19 protein-coding genes are annotated in these 20,541 nt (G+C 39.2%); 12 read left to right on the top strand and 7 right to left on the bottom strand.

Annotation, left to right across the window (positions count from 1 at the left end):
• Nucleotides 1-3: 3 nt before the first annotated feature.
• Complete coding sequence (locus tag N0B29_RS02845) at nt 4-2,085, bottom strand: TonB-dependent receptor (protein ID WP_263832175.1); 2,082 nt, start codon at nt 2,083-2,085, stop codon at nt 4-6.
• A 153-nt stretch (nt 2,086-2,238) separates the two neighbouring features.
• Between N0B29_RS02845 and N0B29_RS02840 the strand changes: the two genes are divergently transcribed.
• The 6 genes from N0B29_RS02840 (at nt 2,239) to N0B29_RS02815 (ending at nt 7,709) form a co-directional block, all read left to right on the top strand.
• Nucleotides 2,239-3,156: a manganese-dependent inorganic pyrophosphatase gene (locus N0B29_RS02840; protein ID WP_263832174.1), complete on the top strand. Its 918-nt coding sequence runs from the start codon at nt 2,239-2,241 to the stop codon at nt 3,154-3,156.
• Nucleotides 3,157-3,220: 64 nt separating this feature from the next.
• On the top strand, nt 3,221-3,946 hold the full coding sequence (locus tag N0B29_RS02835) for a hypothetical protein (RefSeq protein ID WP_263832173.1): 726 nt from the start codon (nt 3,221-3,223) through the stop codon (nt 3,944-3,946).
• 91 nt (nt 3,947-4,037) lie between these two features.
• Nucleotides 4,038-4,808, top strand: coding sequence for a complement resistance protein TraT (locus tag N0B29_RS02830; RefSeq protein WP_263832172.1), 771 nt, complete (start codon nt 4,038-4,040; stop codon nt 4,806-4,808).
• Nucleotides 4,809-4,956: 148 nt separating this feature from the next.
• Complete coding sequence (ubiE, locus tag N0B29_RS02825; RefSeq protein ID WP_263832171.1) at nt 4,957-5,676, top strand: bifunctional demethylmenaquinone methyltransferase/2-methoxy-6-polyprenyl-1,4-benzoquinol methylase UbiE; 720 nt, start codon at nt 4,957-4,959, stop codon at nt 5,674-5,676.
• Nucleotides 5,676-6,941: an exodeoxyribonuclease VII large subunit gene (gene xseA, locus N0B29_RS02820; RefSeq protein WP_263832170.1), complete on the top strand. Its 1,266-nt coding sequence runs from the start codon at nt 5,676-5,678 to the stop codon at nt 6,939-6,941. The genes ubiE and xseA overlap by 1 nt, the downstream gene beginning before the upstream one ends.
• The gene (locus N0B29_RS02815) at nt 6,942-7,709 is read left to right on the top strand and encodes an alpha/beta hydrolase (protein ID WP_263832169.1); all 768 of its coding nucleotides are present in this window, start codon (nt 6,942-6,944) and stop codon (nt 7,707-7,709) included.
• Here N0B29_RS02815 and N0B29_RS02810 read toward each other — a convergent pair.
• Nucleotides 7,706-7,894, bottom strand: coding sequence for a CCE_0567 family metalloprotein (locus tag N0B29_RS02810; RefSeq protein WP_263832168.1), 189 nt, complete (start codon nt 7,892-7,894; stop codon nt 7,706-7,708). The genes N0B29_RS02815 and N0B29_RS02810 overlap by 4 nt on opposite strands.
• 230 nt (nt 7,895-8,124) lie before the next feature.
• Between N0B29_RS02810 and N0B29_RS02805 the strand changes: the two genes are divergently transcribed.
• Nucleotides 8,125-10,503, top strand: coding sequence for a diguanylate cyclase domain-containing protein (locus N0B29_RS02805; protein WP_263832167.1), 2,379 nt, complete (start codon nt 8,125-8,127; stop codon nt 10,501-10,503).
• An 18-nt stretch (nt 10,504-10,521) separates the two neighbouring features.
• Here N0B29_RS02805 and N0B29_RS02800 read toward each other — a convergent pair whose 3' ends face one another.
• Nucleotides 10,522-11,514, bottom strand: a complete 993-nt coding sequence (locus N0B29_RS02800) for an adenosine deaminase (RefSeq protein WP_263832166.1) — start codon at nt 11,512-11,514, stop codon at nt 10,522-10,524.
• A gap of 175 nt (nt 11,515-11,689) precedes the next feature.
• Between N0B29_RS02800 and N0B29_RS02795 the strand changes: the two genes are divergently transcribed.
• Genes N0B29_RS02795 through N0B29_RS02785 form a run of 3 tightly spaced genes read left to right on the top strand, consistent with a single transcriptional unit; the run spans nt 11,690 to nt 15,416 of the window.
• Nucleotides 11,690-13,666, top strand: coding sequence for a TonB-dependent receptor plug domain-containing protein (locus N0B29_RS02795; RefSeq protein WP_263832165.1), 1,977 nt, complete (start codon nt 11,690-11,692; stop codon nt 13,664-13,666).
• Complete coding sequence (locus tag N0B29_RS02790; RefSeq protein ID WP_263832164.1) at nt 13,663-14,172, top strand: YfiR family protein; 510 nt, start codon at nt 13,663-13,665, stop codon at nt 14,170-14,172. The genes N0B29_RS02795 and N0B29_RS02790 overlap by 4 nt, the downstream gene beginning before the upstream one ends.
• 2 nt (nt 14,173-14,174) lie before the next feature.
• On the top strand, nt 14,175-15,416 hold the full coding sequence (locus N0B29_RS02785; protein ID WP_263832163.1) for a sensor domain-containing diguanylate cyclase: 1,242 nt from the start codon (nt 14,175-14,177) through the stop codon (nt 15,414-15,416).
• 10 nt (nt 15,417-15,426) lie between these two features.
• On the opposite strand, the gene N0B29_RS02780 is transcribed toward N0B29_RS02785, so the two are convergent.
• Nucleotides 15,427-16,290, bottom strand: a complete 864-nt coding sequence (locus N0B29_RS02780; protein WP_263832162.1) for a LysR family transcriptional regulator — start codon at nt 16,288-16,290, stop codon at nt 15,427-15,429.
• 104 nt (nt 16,291-16,394) lie between these two features.
• On the opposite strand from N0B29_RS02780, the gene N0B29_RS02775 reads away from it, so the two are divergent.
• A complete protein-coding gene (locus N0B29_RS02775; protein ID WP_263832161.1) occupies nt 16,395-17,423 on the top strand; it encodes a YeiH family protein in 1,029 nt (342 codons plus the stop codon).
• Here the strand turns inward: N0B29_RS02775 and N0B29_RS02770 are convergent.
• Nucleotides 17,418-17,894 carry a glutathione peroxidase gene (locus N0B29_RS02770; protein ID WP_263832160.1) on the bottom strand — a complete coding sequence of 159 codons (477 nt, stop codon included), beginning with the start codon at nt 17,892-17,894 and terminating at the stop codon, nt 17,418-17,420. The two genes, N0B29_RS02775 and N0B29_RS02770, sit on opposite strands and share 6 nt — an antisense overlap.
• 94 nt (nt 17,895-17,988) lie before the next feature.
• Here N0B29_RS02770 and N0B29_RS02765 point away from each other — a divergent pair, with 94 nt between their 5' ends.
• Entirely contained in the window at nt 17,989-18,366 is a 378-nt protein-coding gene (locus N0B29_RS02765; protein WP_263832159.1) for a hypothetical protein, read from the top strand.
• Nucleotides 18,367-18,412: 46 nt separating this feature from the next.
• Here N0B29_RS02765 and sppA read toward each other — a convergent pair whose 3' ends face one another.
• Complete coding sequence (sppA, locus tag N0B29_RS02760; protein WP_263832158.1) at nt 18,413-19,273, bottom strand: signal peptide peptidase SppA; 861 nt, start codon at nt 19,271-19,273, stop codon at nt 18,413-18,415.
• Nucleotides 19,267-20,493: an aminofutalosine deaminase family hydrolase gene (gene mqnF, locus N0B29_RS02755; protein ID WP_263832157.1), complete on the bottom strand. Its 1,227-nt coding sequence runs from the start codon at nt 20,491-20,493 to the stop codon at nt 19,267-19,269. The genes sppA and mqnF overlap by 7 nt, the downstream gene beginning before the upstream one ends.
• Nucleotides 20,494-20,541: the final 48 nt, after the last annotated feature.

Raw genomic sequence — 20,541 nt, 5'->3', positions numbered from 1 at the left:
CCTTTAAAATTTGTAGCGGTAGCTAACCATACCACTTCGTGGTGCTGCTGCTTTGTAACTCTCGACACCGTAAACGCTTTTATCCGCTTGCATTGCGTAGTGTTTGTCGAAAATATTGTAGATGTTGAGTTGAATAAGATGCTCTTTGTGTTCGTACCCTAGCATCAAGTCCGTGACAAAATCGTATCCGGTGTATTTATCGGAGTTGGCATTATCAAGATAGTAGTTTCCCCACGTCTTGGTTTGAATGCGTGTTTTAAAGCCATTATCCATTCGATAATTGGCTTCAAGTCCGTATTGCTGTTTTGGAATATAAGGCAGATAGTTTCCATCTCGGCTTATAAATGTAGCACCCACTTTTTCCTGAAAACTTTTGTATTTAAAGTCACTGTATGCATACGAGAGTCCAAAATTTAAAGCTGGGGTGACATGGTATGTTCCTAAAAACTCAAATCCACGTTTTTGTGTTTGACCTGCATTATCGTAGATGGTGTTACCGCCAGCATCTTTAATTTGAATGATCTCATCTGTGACATCATTTTGATAAATTGCCATATCATAAGAGAAATCGCCTGTTCGTGTTTTAAGGCCAATTTCGTAGTTGATGCTTTTGGTTTTATCGAGTGCTTCATTGTCTGTGAGTTCACTGGTTGTTGGTGCTTGATTGGCAAAAGCAACCGAGCTGTAAATATTGGTTGCATCTGTGAGTGCATACGTGATACCAAGCTTTGTTGAGAGAAGTGTAAAGCTCTTATCAATCGCATAAGCTCCCACGCCAGTGGCGTATTTACCAGTGCTGTAATTAAAATAGCTGTATTCTGTGCCACTCACGTCAAAAGCAAGCTTATCGGCACGAGCACTGATGTCAATGGTCGTTTTATCAAATGGCGAAAATGTTTCCATCGCATACACGCCATATAAGGAAGCAAGAGAGTCTTCGACATTCGCTAATGCGCCTTCTCTATTTGAGAGTGTTTTGGTAATTCTACCTCCACCCCCTACAAGAACATCGGCATACTTATACTGTTTTGAATCATCACTTCTATCTTGTTTGGCGGTGACACCAAAAACTAACATGGCATTGCGATCAAAGAGTTTATGCGCATAGTCAGCCTCTAAATCGGTTCCGTAGACATAGTTTTCATCTGCATCGTTGATAATGCCCGTAACGGGGTGGAAATGCTCCCATTTATTAATGTAAAAGCGTGGCTTATAGGTCCAGTTTCCTATCTCTTTGGAGTATTTGGTGTTTAAAGAGAGGATTTTAGAATCCCTCGCTGTGTATTGCCAAGGGCTAGAGGTGTTATGCTGTTCCCCTGTTCTTTTAAATTCTTCAAACTCTGCTCTTGTCATAGATGCAGGTAACTCTAAATTGGACTCGGTATAGGAAAGTTCACTTTCAAGCGTTGCATCATCATCAAAAATGTGACCGTATTTGAAGCTTATTTGTTTAGAATCGAACGCATTGTTATCTCGCCAACCATTATCGATTTTACGTTGAGAGTAGTTCATGGAAACAAAGTCGTTATCATCAAGTTTTTCTCTTAGTTTTAAGTTGAGGTTGCGTTGTCCATCATTGCCAACACCTACTTTGATGCTGTTGCTATCTTCTTCAAAAACAGATTTTGTGATGAGCTGAATAACACCGCCTGTGGTATTGCCCGCATTGATGGAACCTGGTCCTTTTTGCACCTCAATGCTTTGTACATCTTGCATATCAATATAATCAAAACGCGTAAATGAATCAGGATCAGTCATCGGAACGCCATCTTTAATAACCATAATTTCTCTCACACCATAACTAGCTTTTAATCCAGCACCGCGAATAATAAGCCTTGGACTTGGCGAATTACTAGAACTTTCGACATTAACGCCAGGGATATTTTCAAGCGCGCTGCTAACATCAAGGACATTTTTATCTTCGATTTTTTGCGCGTTGACAACGGCAATGGATTGAGAAACTTCTTTGGTTCCCGTTTCAACTTTGGTTGCTGTAACACTGATGGAATCGAGTTGAAGGGTTTCGGCATTGGCGAAGAGAGGCAAAAGAGTGAGGGTCTGGTAGAGGCGCTTCTTGTCTATCATATATGATCCTTATAACAAATTGAAACTAAATTATTATAAGGAAGTATAAAATTTGTGTTAAATAAAAATGACAACAAAGTTTTAAGAGGGATTATTTCAAAAAATGGGGACAATCGGCTATAATTACATGTAAAAATACTAAAGGAATTTTCCATGAAAACGTATGCATGTGGACATATTAATCCCGATTCTGATTCTGTTGTATCAGCAATCTCTCTTTCATATCTTAAAACACAATTAGGAGAGCCGTGTATTCCTGCACGTCAAGGCGAGTTAAGCCCTGAGACAGAGTTTATTTTAAAGACATTTGGGCTTGAAAAACCGCTTCTTAAAAATGATTTTTCAGGCGATAATCTTTACATTACCGATTATTCTGATCTCGCGCAAGCACCACACAATCTCAAAGAGACGAACATTTTAGGTATTGTCGATCATCATAAACTTGGTGACATCACTACAACCACACCCCTTGAGTGCTGGATTCGCCCTGTGGGTTGCACAAATACGATTGTTAAAGAGATGTTTGATCACTATAAAATTGAAATTCCTAAAAATATTGCGGGTGCAATGATGATGGCCATTTTAAGTGACACAGTCCTTTTCAAATCACCAACCTGCACCAAAGTCGATACCAAAGCAGTTAAAGAACTCGCCGTTATTGCGGGTGTCGAAGACTTTAAAGCATTGGGTATGGAGATGTTTTTGGTCAAATCTGCGGTGGTTGGTGCAACGCCAAGAGCATTGCTCCTTCGTGATTACAAAGACTTTGAAATGGGTGGCAACAAAATCGGTATTGGTCAACTTGAAGTGGTTGATCTTAAAGTCTTTGATGGCATGAAAGAGGCTCTGTTTGCCGATATGAAAGCGTACAAAGAAGAGGGTGGTCGCCATACTGTGATGCTTCTTCTCACAGACATTATGATTGAAGGCTCACAATTTTTAGTGGTGAGCGATGATGAGAGTAAAGTCGAAAGTGCCTTCAATACAAAACTTGTCAACCATGAAATGTGGGTAGATGGTGTGCTGAGTCGTAAAAAACAGGTCATTCCTGTCATGGAAAAGCAGTTCTAAAAGCTGACATGTGAAAAAATGCACTTTTAAAAGACGCTATCTTATTCAAAACCCAAAGGAGGTGGTGAAGTGTATCCTCACCACTTTCCCTTCTTATAAAAAAAATCTTCAACAGCTTTTTGTCGAAAATCATCCCCATGCCTCAGATCGTCTAGCTGTTTTAGGGGTTCGTTTTGAGAGTCTGGGGGAGATTGATGACTTTGAAAAAGATTTGGAAGATTTTTTATGTGCCGATGTGAGTGGTGATAAACGCTATAAAAAACGCTATCTTTCTTTATTTGGACTTCCTCAAAATTATGATTTTTCGCTTTTAGATGTTTATAAAAAGTGCGACAAACTAGGGATACATCCCTTTGATTTTGCTTTTTCTTCTGGCATGAGTACTCAAAAAGTTCTCAAAGTGCTTTTATTTCGTGAAATGCAGTTTTTAAAACATGAAGTGATATTGCTGTTAGACGATGACGCCAAAGCGCCTAAAAATCTCTGCAAAATAGCTGAAAATATACGTTATATTTTAAGTATTGGCAGTAGCGTTTTTGATGAGGTGATGCGAGAGCGAATGGCAAAAGCATTTGAGCCATTGCTGAGTGAAGATAGAGCGGTATTGCTCAAATTCGTGCAAAGTCATGCCTATACAACTTTGCTGTTAGATATGGTTTTTTTCCTGCGTGAACAGAGTGGTTTTTACCTTTTGAAAAAGAGTGAAATGCCACTGCTTTTCTTTGTGAAGAAGTACCTCAAAAAAGAGGAATTTCGCATCGCTAAAAGGCTTAAAAAGGCGCTTTATTAACATTTTGTTTGAATTAATAGAGTACTATTTTAGTAATAGTTTGGGATAATGCGATACAATATCGCACCTATTTTTTAAATAAGGATAAACAATGAAAAAAACATTACATGTAGGTCTTGCGCTCAGTGCTGCGCTTATTTTAATGAGTGGTTGTGCCACAAGTGAACTTCAGACAAGTGCTCGTATGACACAGAGTGTTTTTATAAACCCTGTGGCAAAAGATAAGCGAACGATTTTTATTTCGACTAAAAATACCAGTGGGGCTCCGATTAACTTAGAGAACCGCATTATTCAAGCATTGTATGCTAAAGGATACACCATCGTGGATGATCCTGAAATGGCAACGTATGTGCTCATGACAAACATCTTGTTCTGTAACAAAAAGAGCGAAAATAACGTTGCTAGTGGCGCTGTGATGGGCGGCGCCGCGGGCGCTATTGCAAATTCGGGTAGTAACGGTAAAAGCATGGCACTTGCAGGATTGGGTGGTGCCGTTGTAGGTGGATTGATAGGAAAAGCAACCGAAGACACCATTTTCCAAATGCAAGTGGACATCGTCATTCGTGAAAAAGCCAAAGGCAAAGTTATGGCAAATACAGGTACTGTAGGCGGACAAGCTGGCATTCGTGATGGTCAAAAATCAGGTACAATGAACAGTTTTGGTGGGCCAATTCGTGATGCCGATGCAAGTGGTAAAATGTACAGCAATACCTACTCTTCAAATTCACAATCGTATGAGAGTGATTTTATAGAGCATAAAACAATGATGTTTGCAGAAGCCACTAAAATGAATCTCACCTTGTATGAAGCAACCCCAATCTTGGAAGATAAAATCGCACAACAAGTGGCAGGATTGTTTTAACATTTGACACGCTTTTCAAGCAAAGCTTGAGAAGCTACGTTACACTAGGTACTGAAGCTTGCCTCTTGCGAGGCAGAACAGTTTGGTACTATAAAATGCTCAAGTTCGCCAATCCATTTGGCAATATATTTTACATGTAGGAATTGTTTTGGAGAATAACGACAACAAGCAACAAAAAATTGTTCAAATGTTTGATGAGATTGCAGGCACTTATGATACTGCTAACCGTGTTTTAAGTATGGGCATTGATATTCAATGGCGCAAAACGGCTTGCGATGAGACCTTTGCACGTTACACTAAACCGATTAATCTTATCGTTGATGTGGCATGTGGTACGGGCGACATGATGGGTTATTGGGCAAAGCAGGCCAAAAAAGCAGGGCGCGAGATCGGCAAAATTTTAGGCGTTGACCCTTCTGTTGGTATGACCGATGTGGGCAAACAAAAATTTCCCGAGTTTGAATTTGTGATCTCTGAAGCGACTGAAATTCCACTTCCGAATGAAAGTGCCGACATCTTAAGCATCAGCTATGGCATTCGTAATGTTGTTAGACGCCAAGAAGCCTTTAGCGAGTTTGCGCGTGTTGTCAAAAAAGATGGTTATGTGGTCATTTTAGAATTTACCAAAGATGAGAAAAAAGGCTTTTTCTTTGCCATCAAAGATTTTTACCTCAATAAAGTTTTACCAATTTTGGGTGGCATTATCTCTAAAAACAAAGCAGCCTATGAGTATCTTCCAAACTCCATTGAAGGCTTTTTAACCCCTTCCATGCTTCAAAAAGAGCTTGATATTGCTGGTTTTGAAACGGAATTTGTCAAAAGCTTTTCGATGGATATTTCGACGTTGGTCATTGCTAAAAAACGCTAATGAGCCAAACCCTTAGTGTCTCAAGTTTAAACAACCAAATCAAGTCATTATTGGAAACCACTTTTTTACATGTAAGTGTGGAAGGTGAGGTTTCCAGACCTACGTATCACAGCTCAGGGCACCTCTATTTTACCCTTAAAGATGCCGACTCTTCCATCTCTTGTGTGATGTTTAAAGGTAATACCAAAACCTTAAAATTTCAAGTGGAAGAGGGAATGGCGGTGGTTGTTCATGGCTCCATTTCCGTTTTCTCACCGCGCGGAACCTATCAAATCAACTGTACGATGATGGAGCCAGCAGGCAGTGGCGCATTAGCCAAGGCATACGAGCAGCTTAAAGTCAAACTAGGAGCCAAAGGCTACTTTGAAGCAGAGCGTAAAAAGTCTTTACCTCGCTTCGTTAACCATATAGCACTTGTGACTTCAGGTACGGGAGCAGCACTTCAAGATATGCTTCGTGTTGCAACGAAGCGTTGGCCATTGGTGAAAATCACTCTGCTCGATACCCTCGTTCAAGGTGAGGGTGCGAAATTTTCCATTGCTGAAAATATTGCACGTGCAGACGCCCTTGGGGCTGATGTTATTATCGTCGGACGAGGCGGTGGTAGTGTGGAAGATTTGTGGGCATTTAATGAAGAAATTGTAGCCGACGCTTTGTTTACATGTAAAACACCTATCGTCTCCGCAGTAGGGCATGAGATAGACTATGTTATCAGCGATTTTGTAGCCGACTTAAGAGCGCCAACACCTTCTGCGGCTATGGAGATGATATTGCCTGATAGTGCCGAAATGTTGCAACGCATTGATGGTATGATGGAGCGGTACACTCTAGTTTTTGGTCGCATTTTACGCTCTAAAGATGAGAGTTTGACGCATCTGACTCGCCTTTTTGCCAAACGCTCCATCGATGAGAAACTCTCTTTGTGGAAAAACGAGATAGCAATTTTACGCAGTCAATACAACGATAAAATCGCTCTTTTGTACCGCGAAAAGTCACGCCACGTCCATCTACTCAAAGAACAGATCCATTTTCAAACCAGACAAAATCTCGCTAAAAAAGAGCAACTACTCTCTTCCTACACGATTGCCCTAAATTCCAAAGAGCCGACACGCGAACAAAAAGAGTGTTATGCACAGGTCGTTCAAAAAGGTAAAAAAATTGCCCTTGAAAAAATAGCTGAGGGTGAAATTTTTGAGCTTCAAACACCCCACACCATTCTAAAAGCCAAAGCATTAGAGAAAAAAGTCCTCACCAAGGAGTCATAGATGCGTTTTCTTGCCATCTTCGTTTTAACAGTCCTTTCGTTGTTTGCAGATGTTACATCGCGTATTATTGATGTTCCAACCCGAAGCAGTGTCAGTGAGCGTCTTTTAGTCTTAACGCCTGAATCCTTTAAGGCTGTTGTGGTTCTCTTTGCAGGAGGGCATGGTGGTCTTCAACTCTCAAGTGAGGGAAAGTTTGGCTGGGGTGAGGGTAATTTTTTAACGCGCAGCCGTGAGCTTTTTGCTAAAGAGGAGTTGATGGTGGTCATCGTGGACGCACCAAGCGATCGCCAACATGAGCCTTACTTGAGTGGGTTTCGTCAAACCAAAGAGCATGTACAAGATATAAACGCTGTTCTTGCGTGGGTTAAAACACAAACAACGGCGCCCATTTGGCTTGTGGGGACAAGTCGAGGCACACAATCGGTTGCGTACATTGCAACCGAAAATTCAAGCGATATTCATGGTATCGTGCTGACTTCTTCCATTTTGAGCGATGCTAAAAGCAATGCGGTGCCAGAAATGAAGCTAGAGAGACTTCAAATGCCGGTTTTGGTGGTGCATCATCGAAACGATGGTTGCTCTCTCTGTTCGTTTGACCTTACCCCTTCGTTAATGAATAAATTGACATCGACCTCTACCAAAGAGCTTTTAGCCATTGAAGGCGGGCAAACAAAGGGCGATCCTTGTAATGCCTTTGGGTATCATGGATTTAATGGTGTTGAGCAAGAAGCGGTTACGAAAATTTCCAATTGGATTCTCGCACATTAAAGACGGTGCGCTTCTTTAAACGCTTCTGCCTCTTTGATGGCTTCGACTATCTTTGCTGAAAGAATGGGAAGTTCATTATATTTTACCCAAAGCGTATCTTCGACAATATCGTGAATTTCACCGGCTATTTCAACCGCTAAACGCTTGAGTCTTGCTAACTCTTTTTTGAGCTCTTTTTCATCCATTTTGTACTCCTTTAGTTGTGACAATGATGTTCAGTTGCAAGGAGTATTCCCTCTGAAAAATTGTTATGTAGGCTTAACCATTAAACCCTCAAATAGACAATGCTATTAAGAGTGATAATTCATTAAAGATTCAGGTTTCTTAAAACATTTGATAAGTACAATTAAACTAGACTGAGTTAAATTAAGGAGTTACTTTTAATGAGGAGTACACCATAAAGACGAGAACAATCATGAAGTTTTCTCTTTTTCATCTGTTTATTTTTTTGTTAATACCTTTGAGTCTTTTTGCGGAGCCTACTTCTGTATCAACAACCAACAATCTCAAACTCAGTGACAGTGAAAAAGCATGGCTTCAAACACATCGAACCATACATGTTGGAATGGATTCTGAGTATGCTCCTTATGAATGGGTCAATCAAAATGGAAATTATGTTGGTATGGCAGTTGATTACCTACATCTTTTGGAACAAAAACTAGGTATTCACTTTGAAATTGTTAAAGGAAAATCGTGGTCTGAGGTTGTTGAACTAGCGAAAAAAGGTGAAATAGACGTTTTGACCAGCATCGTTCAAACACCCGAGCGTTTAAAATATTTTATCTTTTCTGAGCCTTATCGCGATACTCAGAGCATGATTGTCGACAATGGCGAAGGTGAATTTATAGGTAGTTTAGCGCACTTAGCAAGAAAGCGTGTTGCTGTTGAAAAAGGCTACTTTACGCAAGAGCTAATCGAAACAAAATACCCCAAAATACAGTTAGTCTTAGCCAATAATATATTAGATGCTTTAAACTTGGTGATAGATGGAAAAGCAGATGCGTATGTCGGTGATATGAGTGCTATTAACTATGTGATTAAAAATAATGGTCTTACAAAACTTCGTATCTCGGGTCAAACAGAATTTTTAAGTCAGCATCGTTTTGCCTTTTCAAAAAGCCATCCTGAACTTGCTTCAATCATGACTAAAGCTATGGCTTCTATTTCGGCTGAAGAATCAGATATTATTTTTAATCGTTGGATTGGCATGAGGATAGAACAAGGTATTCGTGCTGAGACCATTTTCAAATACAGCGTAGGGCTTATAGGCTTATTCATGCTTTTTGGTTATTGGTATTACAGATTACGATGTGAAATCAAAAATCGTAAAGCAGCGGAGATGCGTGAACATTACCAAAATAATATTTTAGAAATGATTGCAAAGATGGTACCTTTGTCTACAGTTTTAGGGACTATTGTAAAAGAAGTTGAGGAACAAAACCCCAGCATGTTTTGCAGCATTCTTTTGCTTGATAAAGAAGCTCAACTGTTTTCGCAAGTGATCGCACCAAGCTTACCTGATTTTTACAATGAAGCCATAAAAGGCGTTCAGATCGGTAGAGGAGTAGGCTCTTGTGGAACAGCCGCGTATCTTAAAGAGCGCGTGGTTGTTGAAGATATAGCAACACATCCTTATTGGAAAGCATACAAAGAGATAGCATTACGCGCAGGACTACAGTCGTGTTGGTCAGAACCGATTTTATCATCTGATGGAAGTGTATTGGGAACATTTGCGATCTATCATGCAAACCCTAAATCTCCTACCAAGGTCGATATAATCCTGATAGAGCAATCCGCCAATCTTGCGAGTATTGCGATTGAAAAGAGCATGGTTGCGACAAAACTAAGAGAGAGTGAAGAGCTTTATAGACGCCTTACCGAAGAAGTCACCGACGTTATTTGGAAAACAGATCGTAATTTGGTGATCACCTATATTAGCCCAGCTGATGAGAAATTTAGAGGTTATAGAGCCGATGAAGTGATAGGGCATCATGCTTTTGAAATGTTTTCTGCCGAGGGAGTTGCAACAATCTCCGAAAAATTAAAGCAACGATATGAAGCGGAACAAAAAGGAATTCATACAGATTTTGTGACGTATGAAATTCAGCACCAATGTAAAGATGGTAGGTTGATTTGGGGTGAGATTATATCAAAACCAGAACGAAACGATAAAGGTGAAATCATAGGCTTTCATGGCATTACAAGAGAAGTCACTGAGCGAAAAACAATGCAAGAAAAAGTGCAGCAATTAGCATTTTACGATCCTTTAACGAAATTGCCAAACCGTCTTTTATTAAGTGAGCGTTTAAATTATACGTTAGCTGAAATAAAACGCAATCATAAATACGCAGCACTGCTTTTCCTTGATTTGGATAATTTTAAATCACTTAACGACACGCATGGACATAGCATTGGTGATTTACTGTTGTGTCAGGTAGCAGATAGACTCAAACTGTGTGTCCGTGAAATAGATACCATAGCACGTTTTGGAGGGGATGAATTTGTTGTTATCCTCAACGCACTTCATGAAGAGAAAAACGAATCAGTTTGGCAAGCACAAAAGGTAGCAGAAAAAATTCGCCAGAGTTTGTCAGCGCTTTACATGCTTAATGTATCGCATAATAGAAATGAAGAATATTTTGTTGAACATAGTTGCACTGCGAGTATTGGTGTATTGGTTTTTAATAGTGAAGAAGGAAGCCTTGACGATCTTTTAAAACAAGCAGATGCTGCAATGTACAAAGCTAAAGAAGCAGGGAAAAACGTTGTATCTTTTTGTGAATCAAAACTCTAAAAGGGCAGTTTTGCCCTTTTAATACTGTGCTATAAGCTCAATGAAGTGTCTCTTTCTCTCTTCACTTAAAAATGAAGCTTTAAAACTGTTTTTGGCTAACGTTTTGAGCTCTTCTTTGTTGACATGTAGATTCTCTTCAAGTGCTTCATAGTTCTCATTGATATACCCACCGAAGTAAGCTGGATCATCCGAATTGACCGTAACTAAAACACCTTTATGTAAAAGCTTTAAGATATTGTGTTGATCCATTGATTTGACAGCCCTAAGTTTTACATTGGAGAGTGGACAGACAGTGAGGGGTATCTGCTTTTTGATGATAAAATCGAGCAGTTTTTCATCTTCGTCACAGCGAATGCCGTGATCAATTCGCTCTACATGTAAAAGATTGATTGCTTCCCAAATATAGGAACTATCACCCTCTTCGCCTGCGTGAGCAACGATTTTATAACCAATTTTTCGTGCCTCTTCAAAGACACGTTCAAACTGGGATGGTGGATGTCCCACTTCACTTGAATCAAGTCCAATCCCTAGTATTTTATCTTTGAATGGCAACGATTGCTTCAAGGTTTCAAAGGCTTCTGCTTCACTCAGATGGCGTAAAAAACACATAATGAGAAAAGAGCTAATGCCTAGTTCCTTTTCAGCTTTTTGAAGTGCTTTTGTGATGCCTTCTACCACCGTTTTAAATGCAATGCCTCGGTTAGTATGCGTTTGAGGGTCGAAAAAAATCTCGGTATGAACAACATTTTGCGCTTTACATGTAAGAAGATATGCCCATGTCAAATCAAAAAAATCAGATTCAGTTATGAGTACATTTGCCCCCGCATAGTAGATATCTAAGAACGATTGCAATGAGGTAAAGTTATAGGCATTACGAACCTCTTCAACGCTTTTATAAGGAATAGAAATACTGTTTTTAAGGGCTAAATCAAACATAAGCCCAGGTTCAAGTGAACCTTCGATATGCAGGTGAAGTTCTGCTTTGGGGAGTTTTTGGATAAGGTCTTTCATAGCTTCTCTTTTTACCATTATAGCAAAGTTTTTATGACTAAATCACTCAATAGTGACGGGATGCTTCAATGGAAGTGACTGTTATGTGACCATTGTTTTGTTAGAATTATTAGTATTTGCAAGAAGATATTTCTGTAATTTTTCAAATACAATACAAATACAAGTAGGTTGAGTGATGTCATACAAAAAAAAGGTACGTTTGCACGCTAAAAAACGTAGCTTTTCTCTGTTATTACCACTGTTAGTAACATCGTTGATGGCCCAAAGCAATAAGTCTATGGATGCGACGACGATTCCTCTTGAAGAACTTGTAGAAACAAAATACATTCCCGCAAGCCATATTGCCAATCAAATTAGTAATGCCACTTCTGCTGTTTCTATCGTTACTGCTCAAGATATTAAAGATTATGGGTATCGTACATTAGGTGATATTTTGTCCAGTATGCGTGGGTTAAGCGTATCGCACGATTATGAATACTCATTCCTTGCTGGACGAGGCTTTAGTAGCCCAGGTGAATACGCTGGGCGTATTATTGTGCTTATTGATGGGTATCGTGCAGATGATAGTTTTTATGGTCAGGCGTATTTGGGTAATGATGGTATTTTAGATGTTGCGTTGATTGAACGGGTTGAGTATATTCCAGGAGGTGGTAGTTCAGGTTATAGCAATGGCGCTCTTCTTGGTGCTATTAACATCATCACTAAAAAAGGGAGTGATTTTGATGGTACGCAAGTAGCCTTAGGTTATGGGAGTTACAAAAGTCATCAGCAACGAGCTACTGTAGGTGAGCGATTTGAAAATGGGGCGGATTTTTTACTCTCTGTCTCGACGTTTAGCACTCATGGTCGTGACTTCTCATACAACGATAGTATCTTAGGTACAATTGAGCAAAAAGGCGATAATGCTGAAGACAACAAACGTTTACTTTTTAAAGCAAGTTATGAAAATTTTTCCCTCATGGCTGCTTATGTCAAACGAAATCTTAATATTCCATCGTATCCGTCTACAGCGATAGATGGCGACCCTTTACATGGTACCGATAAAAATCAGTTTGTTCGATTGAAGTATGATGTAGACCTTTCGAAAAATACAAAGCTCTCATCTTCGATCTGGGCAGGAGCGTATATTTATAAAACTTTTGATCCGACATCTTGGATTAGCTATGGCGATACTTATAATGGGGGAATAAATGCACGTTGGAATGGTGGTGATGTAAAACTTATTGGGACTTGGTTTGATAATCATGTGCTCTCTTTGGGTACAGAGTACCGTCATGATTATGAATGGAGTTGGTATGATTATTATACCAACACAACAACTAATGAAATAGAATACCCTTCTTCTGGTGAAGTTAATCCTCGAAAAACATACAGTCTTTATGTCTATGATGATTTTTCACTTACGCGAACCCTAAGCTTTAATTATGGAGCGCGTTATGAAAATAGCGACAATGATACACATGCGCTCTCTCCACATGCTGCAGTAATTTGGAAACCTTTGAATACGACTGTTTTAAAACTCTCCGCTGGAAAATCAAATCGTCAAGCAACACCTCAGGACGGAGCCAACACAAATAAAGTCTATACAAATCCAGAAAAGTCAAGAGCATTAGAGTTTGTGCTAGAGCAAAAACTTGGATATGAGACAAAATTACTTGGTTCGTTGTATCGTTACCACATTAGTGATCGTATCGGATCTACCATACTGCCAGATATCATAACACGTGGAGCGGAGATAGAGCTTGAAAAACACTGGAATGATGGCACGCGTGTTCGTACAAGTTTTACATGGCAAAATGCCGAAGAAAAAGATACAGGACTAACGCTTGTTAATGCGCCTTCTCATATTGCGAAATTTAATCTTTCAACTCCTGTATTAAATGAACAGGTACGTATGGGCTTAGAGATGCAGTATCTTGGTTCTCGTCCTCTTTATACAGCCACTAGAGATGAGTATGCTCCAGGATATGTTTTAACCAATATCAATTTACTGGCTCACCATATAGCTCCCAATCTTGATGTGAATTTTTTGGTACACAATGTTTTTGATAAAAATTATGGTGATGTTATTGTTCCTCAGTTTGATAATCAGATGCTTCTTAAACAATCGGGCCGTACCTTCTGGCTTCAATTGGAGTACACCTTCAAATGAAACAGATACTAACCTTTATCATACTTATCATGGGGGTATGCTCATCAATCCTCAAAGCAGATGCTTTGCCAGAATATACCATTAAAGCAGCGTATCTTTACAATTTTGCATTGCTGACAGATTGGCCAGAAGAGAAACAAAAAGGTAATTTTAACCTTTGTCTTTATGGACAAGATGCTTTTGGTGCCGCACTTGATGCCTTGGAAAATAAAAAAATAGGTGAGCAAACCATTAAAACCATTTTTATAACATCACCCCAAGAAGCTAAAAAATGCCATATTGTTTTTATTGGTGAAAATGAACATCAAAAAGAACAAAAAATGATAGAAGAGATTGCAGGATTGCCTATACTGATCGTAACCGATAACGCAAACGTAAAAGGGTATCATATTGTCATTCTTCAAGATAATGAGAGGTTGTCATTTACCATAAACACTAAAGCACTCAAAGAGGCAAATCTCAATTTAAGCTCTAGGTTGTTAAACCTAGCAAAAAAAGTGAAATAGTCATGTTTATTCAAAAGTGGTTAAGTAAGCAACCTATTCAAAAAAAACTTATCTACTCCAATGTAATAGGCATTATGATAGCGTTAGTTCCTGTTGTTATCATTATGCTTGCGTATGAGTATAAAGCTATCCAAAATGCAACACTCCAAGAAATTCGTGTGCAAGCAGACATTATACGCGATAGCTCCGCTGCCGCTGTTGCCTTTCAAGATAAAAAGGCAGCGGAAGAGACTTTATCTGCACTTGTTGGTGCGCAAGATATGCTGGAAGCACATCTGATTTTAGCCGATGGAACGATGTTGGCACATTACCATAAAAGTGAAAAAGAAAACAAAGATTTAGAGCAATTTCCAGTCAATCTTGAACAGACATTAGAAATCATAACATCTACAACCATTACCATTAGTAAACCTGTTCTCTTGCGTTCACAGCCTGTTGGTACACTTATTTTGGAAAGTAGTCTCAATGGTTTTTACAACCGTCTTTATTGGTATGTCGTTTGTACTTTCTTTGCTACTGTTATCGCATTTTATTTAGCAAGATGGGTGGCAACACGCATTAGCAAAACCATAACAGAGCCTTTAACATACCTTTTGGCGGCGACACAACGTATTACAACAAATGAAGATTATTCAACTGATTCAACGACATTTTCGATTGAGACTAAAGATGAAGTGGGGAGTCTGTCGCGTGCTTTTGGTGAGATGATGTCACAGATTAACAAACGCGATTTGAGTTTGAAGCAATTGGCATATTATGATCGAGTAACAGGTATGCCAAATCGTCATTTTTTTGAAGAACGTATTACTCAAGCCGTCGAAAATGCAACAAGATATGGTTCGTATTGTTACTTGATGATGATAGATTTAGATGATTTTAAAATCGTCAATGACAAGCTAGGGCACCACGTGGGAGATTTGCTTTTAAAAGATGTTGGCAAACGGCTTGCCCATAGTTTAAGAAAAAGCGATAGCTTTTTTCGTATTGGTGGTGATGAGTTCGCTATTATTTTAGAGAGTAGGGCAGGAGATGAACCTATAGAGGAACTTGCTACCAAAATCATTCACGCCCTCTCGATGCCTACCACACTTGATGGGCATTGTGTGAAAATTGGTGCGAGTATTGGGATTAGTCTTTTCCCTTCTTGGGCAGAAGATACACGTACTCTTATGAGTACCGCTGATGCTGCTATGTACGTTGCGAAGTCAAAAGGAAAAAATAGTTTTCAATTCTATAATGGTTAGAGTTTTTGACTTAGCAGACAAACTGTTTAAACTCAGTAAATAATTTACTGGCATATTTATTTTTATTGTAGATCATATAAAATTTACGCTCAATGGTTAAATTGAAAAGCTTGACTTCAAATAACTCGCCTCTTAAAAGTTCTTTTTCTACGGCAACTCTTGAGAGACATGTAATGGTTTGAGGATTTTTGAGCAATATAGTTTTAGCTTCTTCAAATTCAGAAAATTCCATAAAGATTTTCAACTCTTTGGCAATAACACCGAGTGCATCTAAAAAAACCTCTCTAGTGCCTGAGCCTTTTTCACGTAAAATCCATTTTTTGAAAAACAATTCATCAATAAAAAAAGTCCCTTCCCCTAAGCAAGGATCTGCAGAGACGACAATGAGTTGGTCATCGCCAATGACTTCTTTGCATATATCGGCATCTTCACAAGAAGATTCGATAAAACCTATATCAATAGCGGCATCTTTCACCATTTGGATGATCTGTGAAGAGTTCTTAATGTCTTTTTGAATGGTAACATGTTCGTGCAATGTCAAAAAGTCAAAGACAATTTGGGGTGTCATAAAATCGCCTATGGTTTTACTGGATGCAATGTTCAAGATACCTGAAATTTTACTGTCTTTGAAAAAATCCTCCGCATCATTGAGGGCGACAAAGTGAGAGTGTGTTTTTTCTTTAAAGAGTCTTCCTATCTCATTAAGAATCAATTTTTTGCCGATACGATCAAAAAGTTGCTCTCCAATTTTTTGTTCTAATGACTTGATCGCTAGCGAGATGGCGGATTGGGTGATGCCAAGCCTTTGCGCCAAGTTTGAGAGATGGGAATCTTCGCAAAGATGGTAAAAAATAGCCAGTTCTTTAAGTGTCATTTGATGCCTTATTAATGAAAAATATTAATGATTATAACGAATATAATTTATTTTACTTATTAAAATAATGATTTTATAATTTGCTCAAAATTTCAAGGATGCCTATGTTTCAAAAAGAAAATCGCACTAATACCTTGAGTGGCATTTTATTTGTAGCACTTTTTTCTATGAGTGCAATATATCTCTCAGATTTTGCACTTTTCAAACACCTTGGTATTAGCCCTTTGATTATTGGTATTGTTCTGGGTATGATTTACGCCAATACACTGCGTAACAAACTTCCCAAAGAGTGGATCGCTGGCATTTTATTTTCAACCAAAACGATTTTACGGCTGGGCATTGTTCTGTATGGATTTAGAATAACGTTTCAAAATATTGAAGATGTGGGAATAGCAGGCATGCTTACAAGTGTTATTGTTGTTAGCTCTACATTTATCATCGGGTATTTTGTAGGAACAAAATGGTTGAAACTGGATAAAGAGACGACAATTTTAACGAGTGCGGGAAGTTCCATTTGTGGAGCAGCCGCCGTGTTAGCAACAGAGCCTGTCATTAACGCAGAGCCCTATAAAAGCGCTATTGCTGTCTCTACGGTTGTGGTGTTTGGAACATTAGCGATGTTTTTATACCCTTTTTTATACAAAGCTGGGTTCATCCCTCTCTTTCCTGAACAGATGGGTATTTTTATCGGTGGTACGATCCATGAGGTAGCGCATGTTGTTGCTGCTGGAAATGCACTCGGCGCAGAAGCTACAAAAACAGCAGTCATCGTGAAGATGATACGGGTCATGCTTCTAGCACCCTTTTTAGTCATTTTAGGATTTTGGTTGGTACGTGCAACGCAGAGTGTCACTCAAAAGCAAAAAACAAAAATTGTGATTCCTTGGTTTGCGGTTTTATTTATTGGGGTTGCAGGATTTAACTCATTAAACCTTGTCCCTCTAAATTTAGTGGCGGACATCAATGCTATCGATACCTTTCTTCTAACGATGGCGATGAGCGCTTTAGGTATGGAAACCAGCGCCAATAAATTTAAAAATGTGGGCATGAAACCTATCTATTTAGCGGCAATTCTATTTTTATGGCTACTTTTTGGAGGATTTTATATCGTTAAATTTTCTTTAATGCTATAAATAGACAAGAATATCGACTTCAAGTGCTTCGGGCTTCGTTGCGGGTGCAAAACGGTTAATCACATGTCCGTTTTTATCGACTAAAAATTTGGTGAAATTCCACTTGATGGCTTCACTTCCCCAAAGTCCTTTTTGTGCTTCTTTGAGGTATTTATAAAGGGGGTGCGTATTTTTGCCGTTGACGTCAATTTTGGCAAACATAGGAAAGGTAACACCATAAGTAAGTGAGCAAAACTCCTTAATCTCATCTTCCCCAAGAGGTTCTTGGTTTAAAAACTGGTTGCAGGGAAAGCCCAAAATAACCAGACCTCTCTCTTTATATTTTTGGTACAAGGCTTCAAGTGCTTCATATTGGCTTGTAAAACCGCATTTACTGGCAACATTGACGATGAGTAAAACTTTGTTTTTGAAGTCACTCATTGAAATGACGTCACCATTGATGGTTTTAATTTCAAAATCATAAATGCTCATGGATTCTCCTTGCGTTAACAAAAATATCAAAAGCAAAAAATTATAGCAAAGTTATGGAGTATAATGAATTGTATTTATTTTAGGGAGTTTAGGTGTGCAGTACGATAAAGATATTTCATCCCAATACGCAGAACGGTTTCTGGAGACAATAGAGCTTATAACGTTGCTTATTGGCAAAGATGTGAAGGTAAAATATTCTCCATATATTACCTCCTATTTTTCCGATGTGGGTGGTATATGTTATGTGAAAACAGGTAAAAATGGCGTACACATTGGATGGTTTCGAGGTGCTTATTTTGAAGATCGTTTTGGAAAATTATACGGTTGTGGCAAAACAATTCGTTCTTATGAGTTCAAGCTGCTTGATGAAAAAGAAAAAGAAGCCATAACTTATTATGTCCAAGAAAGCATCTTTTTTTTATTGGGGTATGAAGAACGAAAGAGAATGCGAAAACAGATAGCAAAGAGATAGCAATCTTTGAACCTAAAAGGAGAAAGATTGCTAATCGATTACGCGCTTATTTGAGGTATCCCATCAAATTGAAAATAGGAAGTTTTGAGCTACTTTCTAACTTTTTTAACCATTTGTCCATTTTGTCAGGTTTTTCCCAAACGGCAGATTTGACTTGAGCAAGTTCTTCCACTTTGTCTTTGGCATCTTTGACAGAGCCAATTTCATCAATCAAGTGAACGTTAAGTGCCTTACTGGCAATAAACACTTGTGCGTTAGCAAACTCATTAGGCTTTGCAAGATTAAGTCCTCGTGCCGTAGCGACATCTTTCACAAATAAACTATACGCATCATCAATGAGCTCTTTAAGCGCACCCTTTTCTTTAGGCGTCCATTCACGCGTAAACGTTCCCATCTGTTTGTATTCACCTGCGGTAATAATCTGCTCTGAGATGCCTAATTTTTTAGCGAGTTCCGCCACATTAGGCGCTTGAAAAAGAACACCAATAGAGCCTACAAATGCCCCAGGATTGGCAATGATGTGATTTGCCCAAATGGAAGCGTAGTAACTTCCACTGGTCATACTTCCTGCTGCATACGCCACGACAGGCTTGTGCAGTGCCAAGCGTTTAACTGCCATAGAAAGCTCTATAGAAGGGGCAAGTGCACCACCGGGAGAGTCTACATGTAAAAGTACGCCTTTGATGTGTTCGTCTTTATCCGCTTTGTCAATGTCCTCTAAAATCTCTTGAACATTTAAGATTTCACCTTCGATTTTTATGATCGCAAGATTGGGATTTTTAAGCTCTTCTTGTGATCCAAAAATGAGTACCAAAAGCAGTAAGAAAAGCATTGCTTTAAAATGGTTTTGGATATAGCTTAAAACGGCACCTATCCAGATAAAAGGTTTTTTAAGTAGGTCTAACATTGTTTTTCTCCGTCAATAAAAATTAAATGGGTTTGGTGCGTATGCAAGATGAGTTGTAAAGCCACATCTTCGCTTTCACACGCTTGTGGTAAGGTTGCCACGATAAGATCAGCCGAAAGCTCTTTTTCAAGCCTTCCACACGGAACGTTAAGGGCATGAGCCGCATTACATGTAACGCTTTGTAAAAGCGTTTTAGCCAAGTGTGAAAGTTCTAATTCAGGGTGCATCATAAGGCTACTTCTCATTTCATCCCAAAGGCTAAGAGAGATGTTGGAGCTTAGTCCATCGGTTCCTAATGTTAGGTTGATATTCTGTTTTTGCACGGCTTTTATATCCAATTTTCCCACACCCAAAAGTCGGTTGGAAACAGGACAATGCGTTAGCGTTGCATTTTGATTCGCAATGACATGTAACTCTTGCTCGTTTGCTTGAACTCCATGGGTAAAAAGAGTAGGGTTTTGTGAAAACAGCTCAAGGTACTCCTCTGCACTACACATCGGTTTTGCATGAGGATTGAATGCACTAAAGAAGGTTTGAAAATCGCCACTTCCTTCATCAATCCAAGCACGTTCCGCTGGGCTTTCCATGAAATGGGTAGAGACCACACACCCTTCTTCTTTTGCTATTTGAAGTGCTTTCCTAGCCAAAATAGGATGTGTTGAGTAGGGTGAATGCACCGAAACGGCAGGGATGAAACGTTTACATGTAAACTCCTTAGAGCTTTCAAGTCGCCCTCTAAAATCCCCATACATAGCGTCCACTGCACTGGGGACTGAGCCTAAGACTTCGTTGAAATAAACCACACGCTGAGGAGTTTGAACGCATGCTTCAAGGTCAGCTCCAAAGCTGCTGATAGCACCCAAGGTAGTTGTACCGCTTTTAAGCATCTCTTGAAGTTTACATGTAATAAGCTCCGTGGTTGCAAGCGCACTCAGTTCCTCTCGGTGTTGAATGACCGAACGAAGCCATGGAATAAAATCGCCATAGCGAAGCATGCTTTGGTTGGCACTAAATTCTAAATGCACATGGCTGTTAATGAGCCCTGGCATGATGACACTGTTCTTGGGTGTTTCGATCACTGTAACATTGGGGTGCTTGGCTTTGAGTTCCTCACTTTTTCCCACTTCGAGAATGTGGCTGTCAAACAAAACCGCACCCTCTTCGATGATCTCAAACGCCTCGTTACATGTCAGCACAAAATCGGCGGTTATAAGAGTCACTTTTTTCCTTTGTTTACACGTTTGAAAGAGTCATTTTTCAAACGAAAA

Origin of the sequence: Sulfurospirillum oryzae (genome assembly GCF_025770725.1) — a bacterium.
In the GTDB taxonomy this organism is placed as follows: domain Bacteria; phylum Campylobacterota; class Campylobacteria; order Campylobacterales; family Sulfurospirillaceae; genus Sulfurospirillum; species Sulfurospirillum oryzae.
The sequence above is the reverse complement of the archived record's forward strand: the minus strand, read 5'-3'. Positions and strand labels throughout refer to the sequence as shown.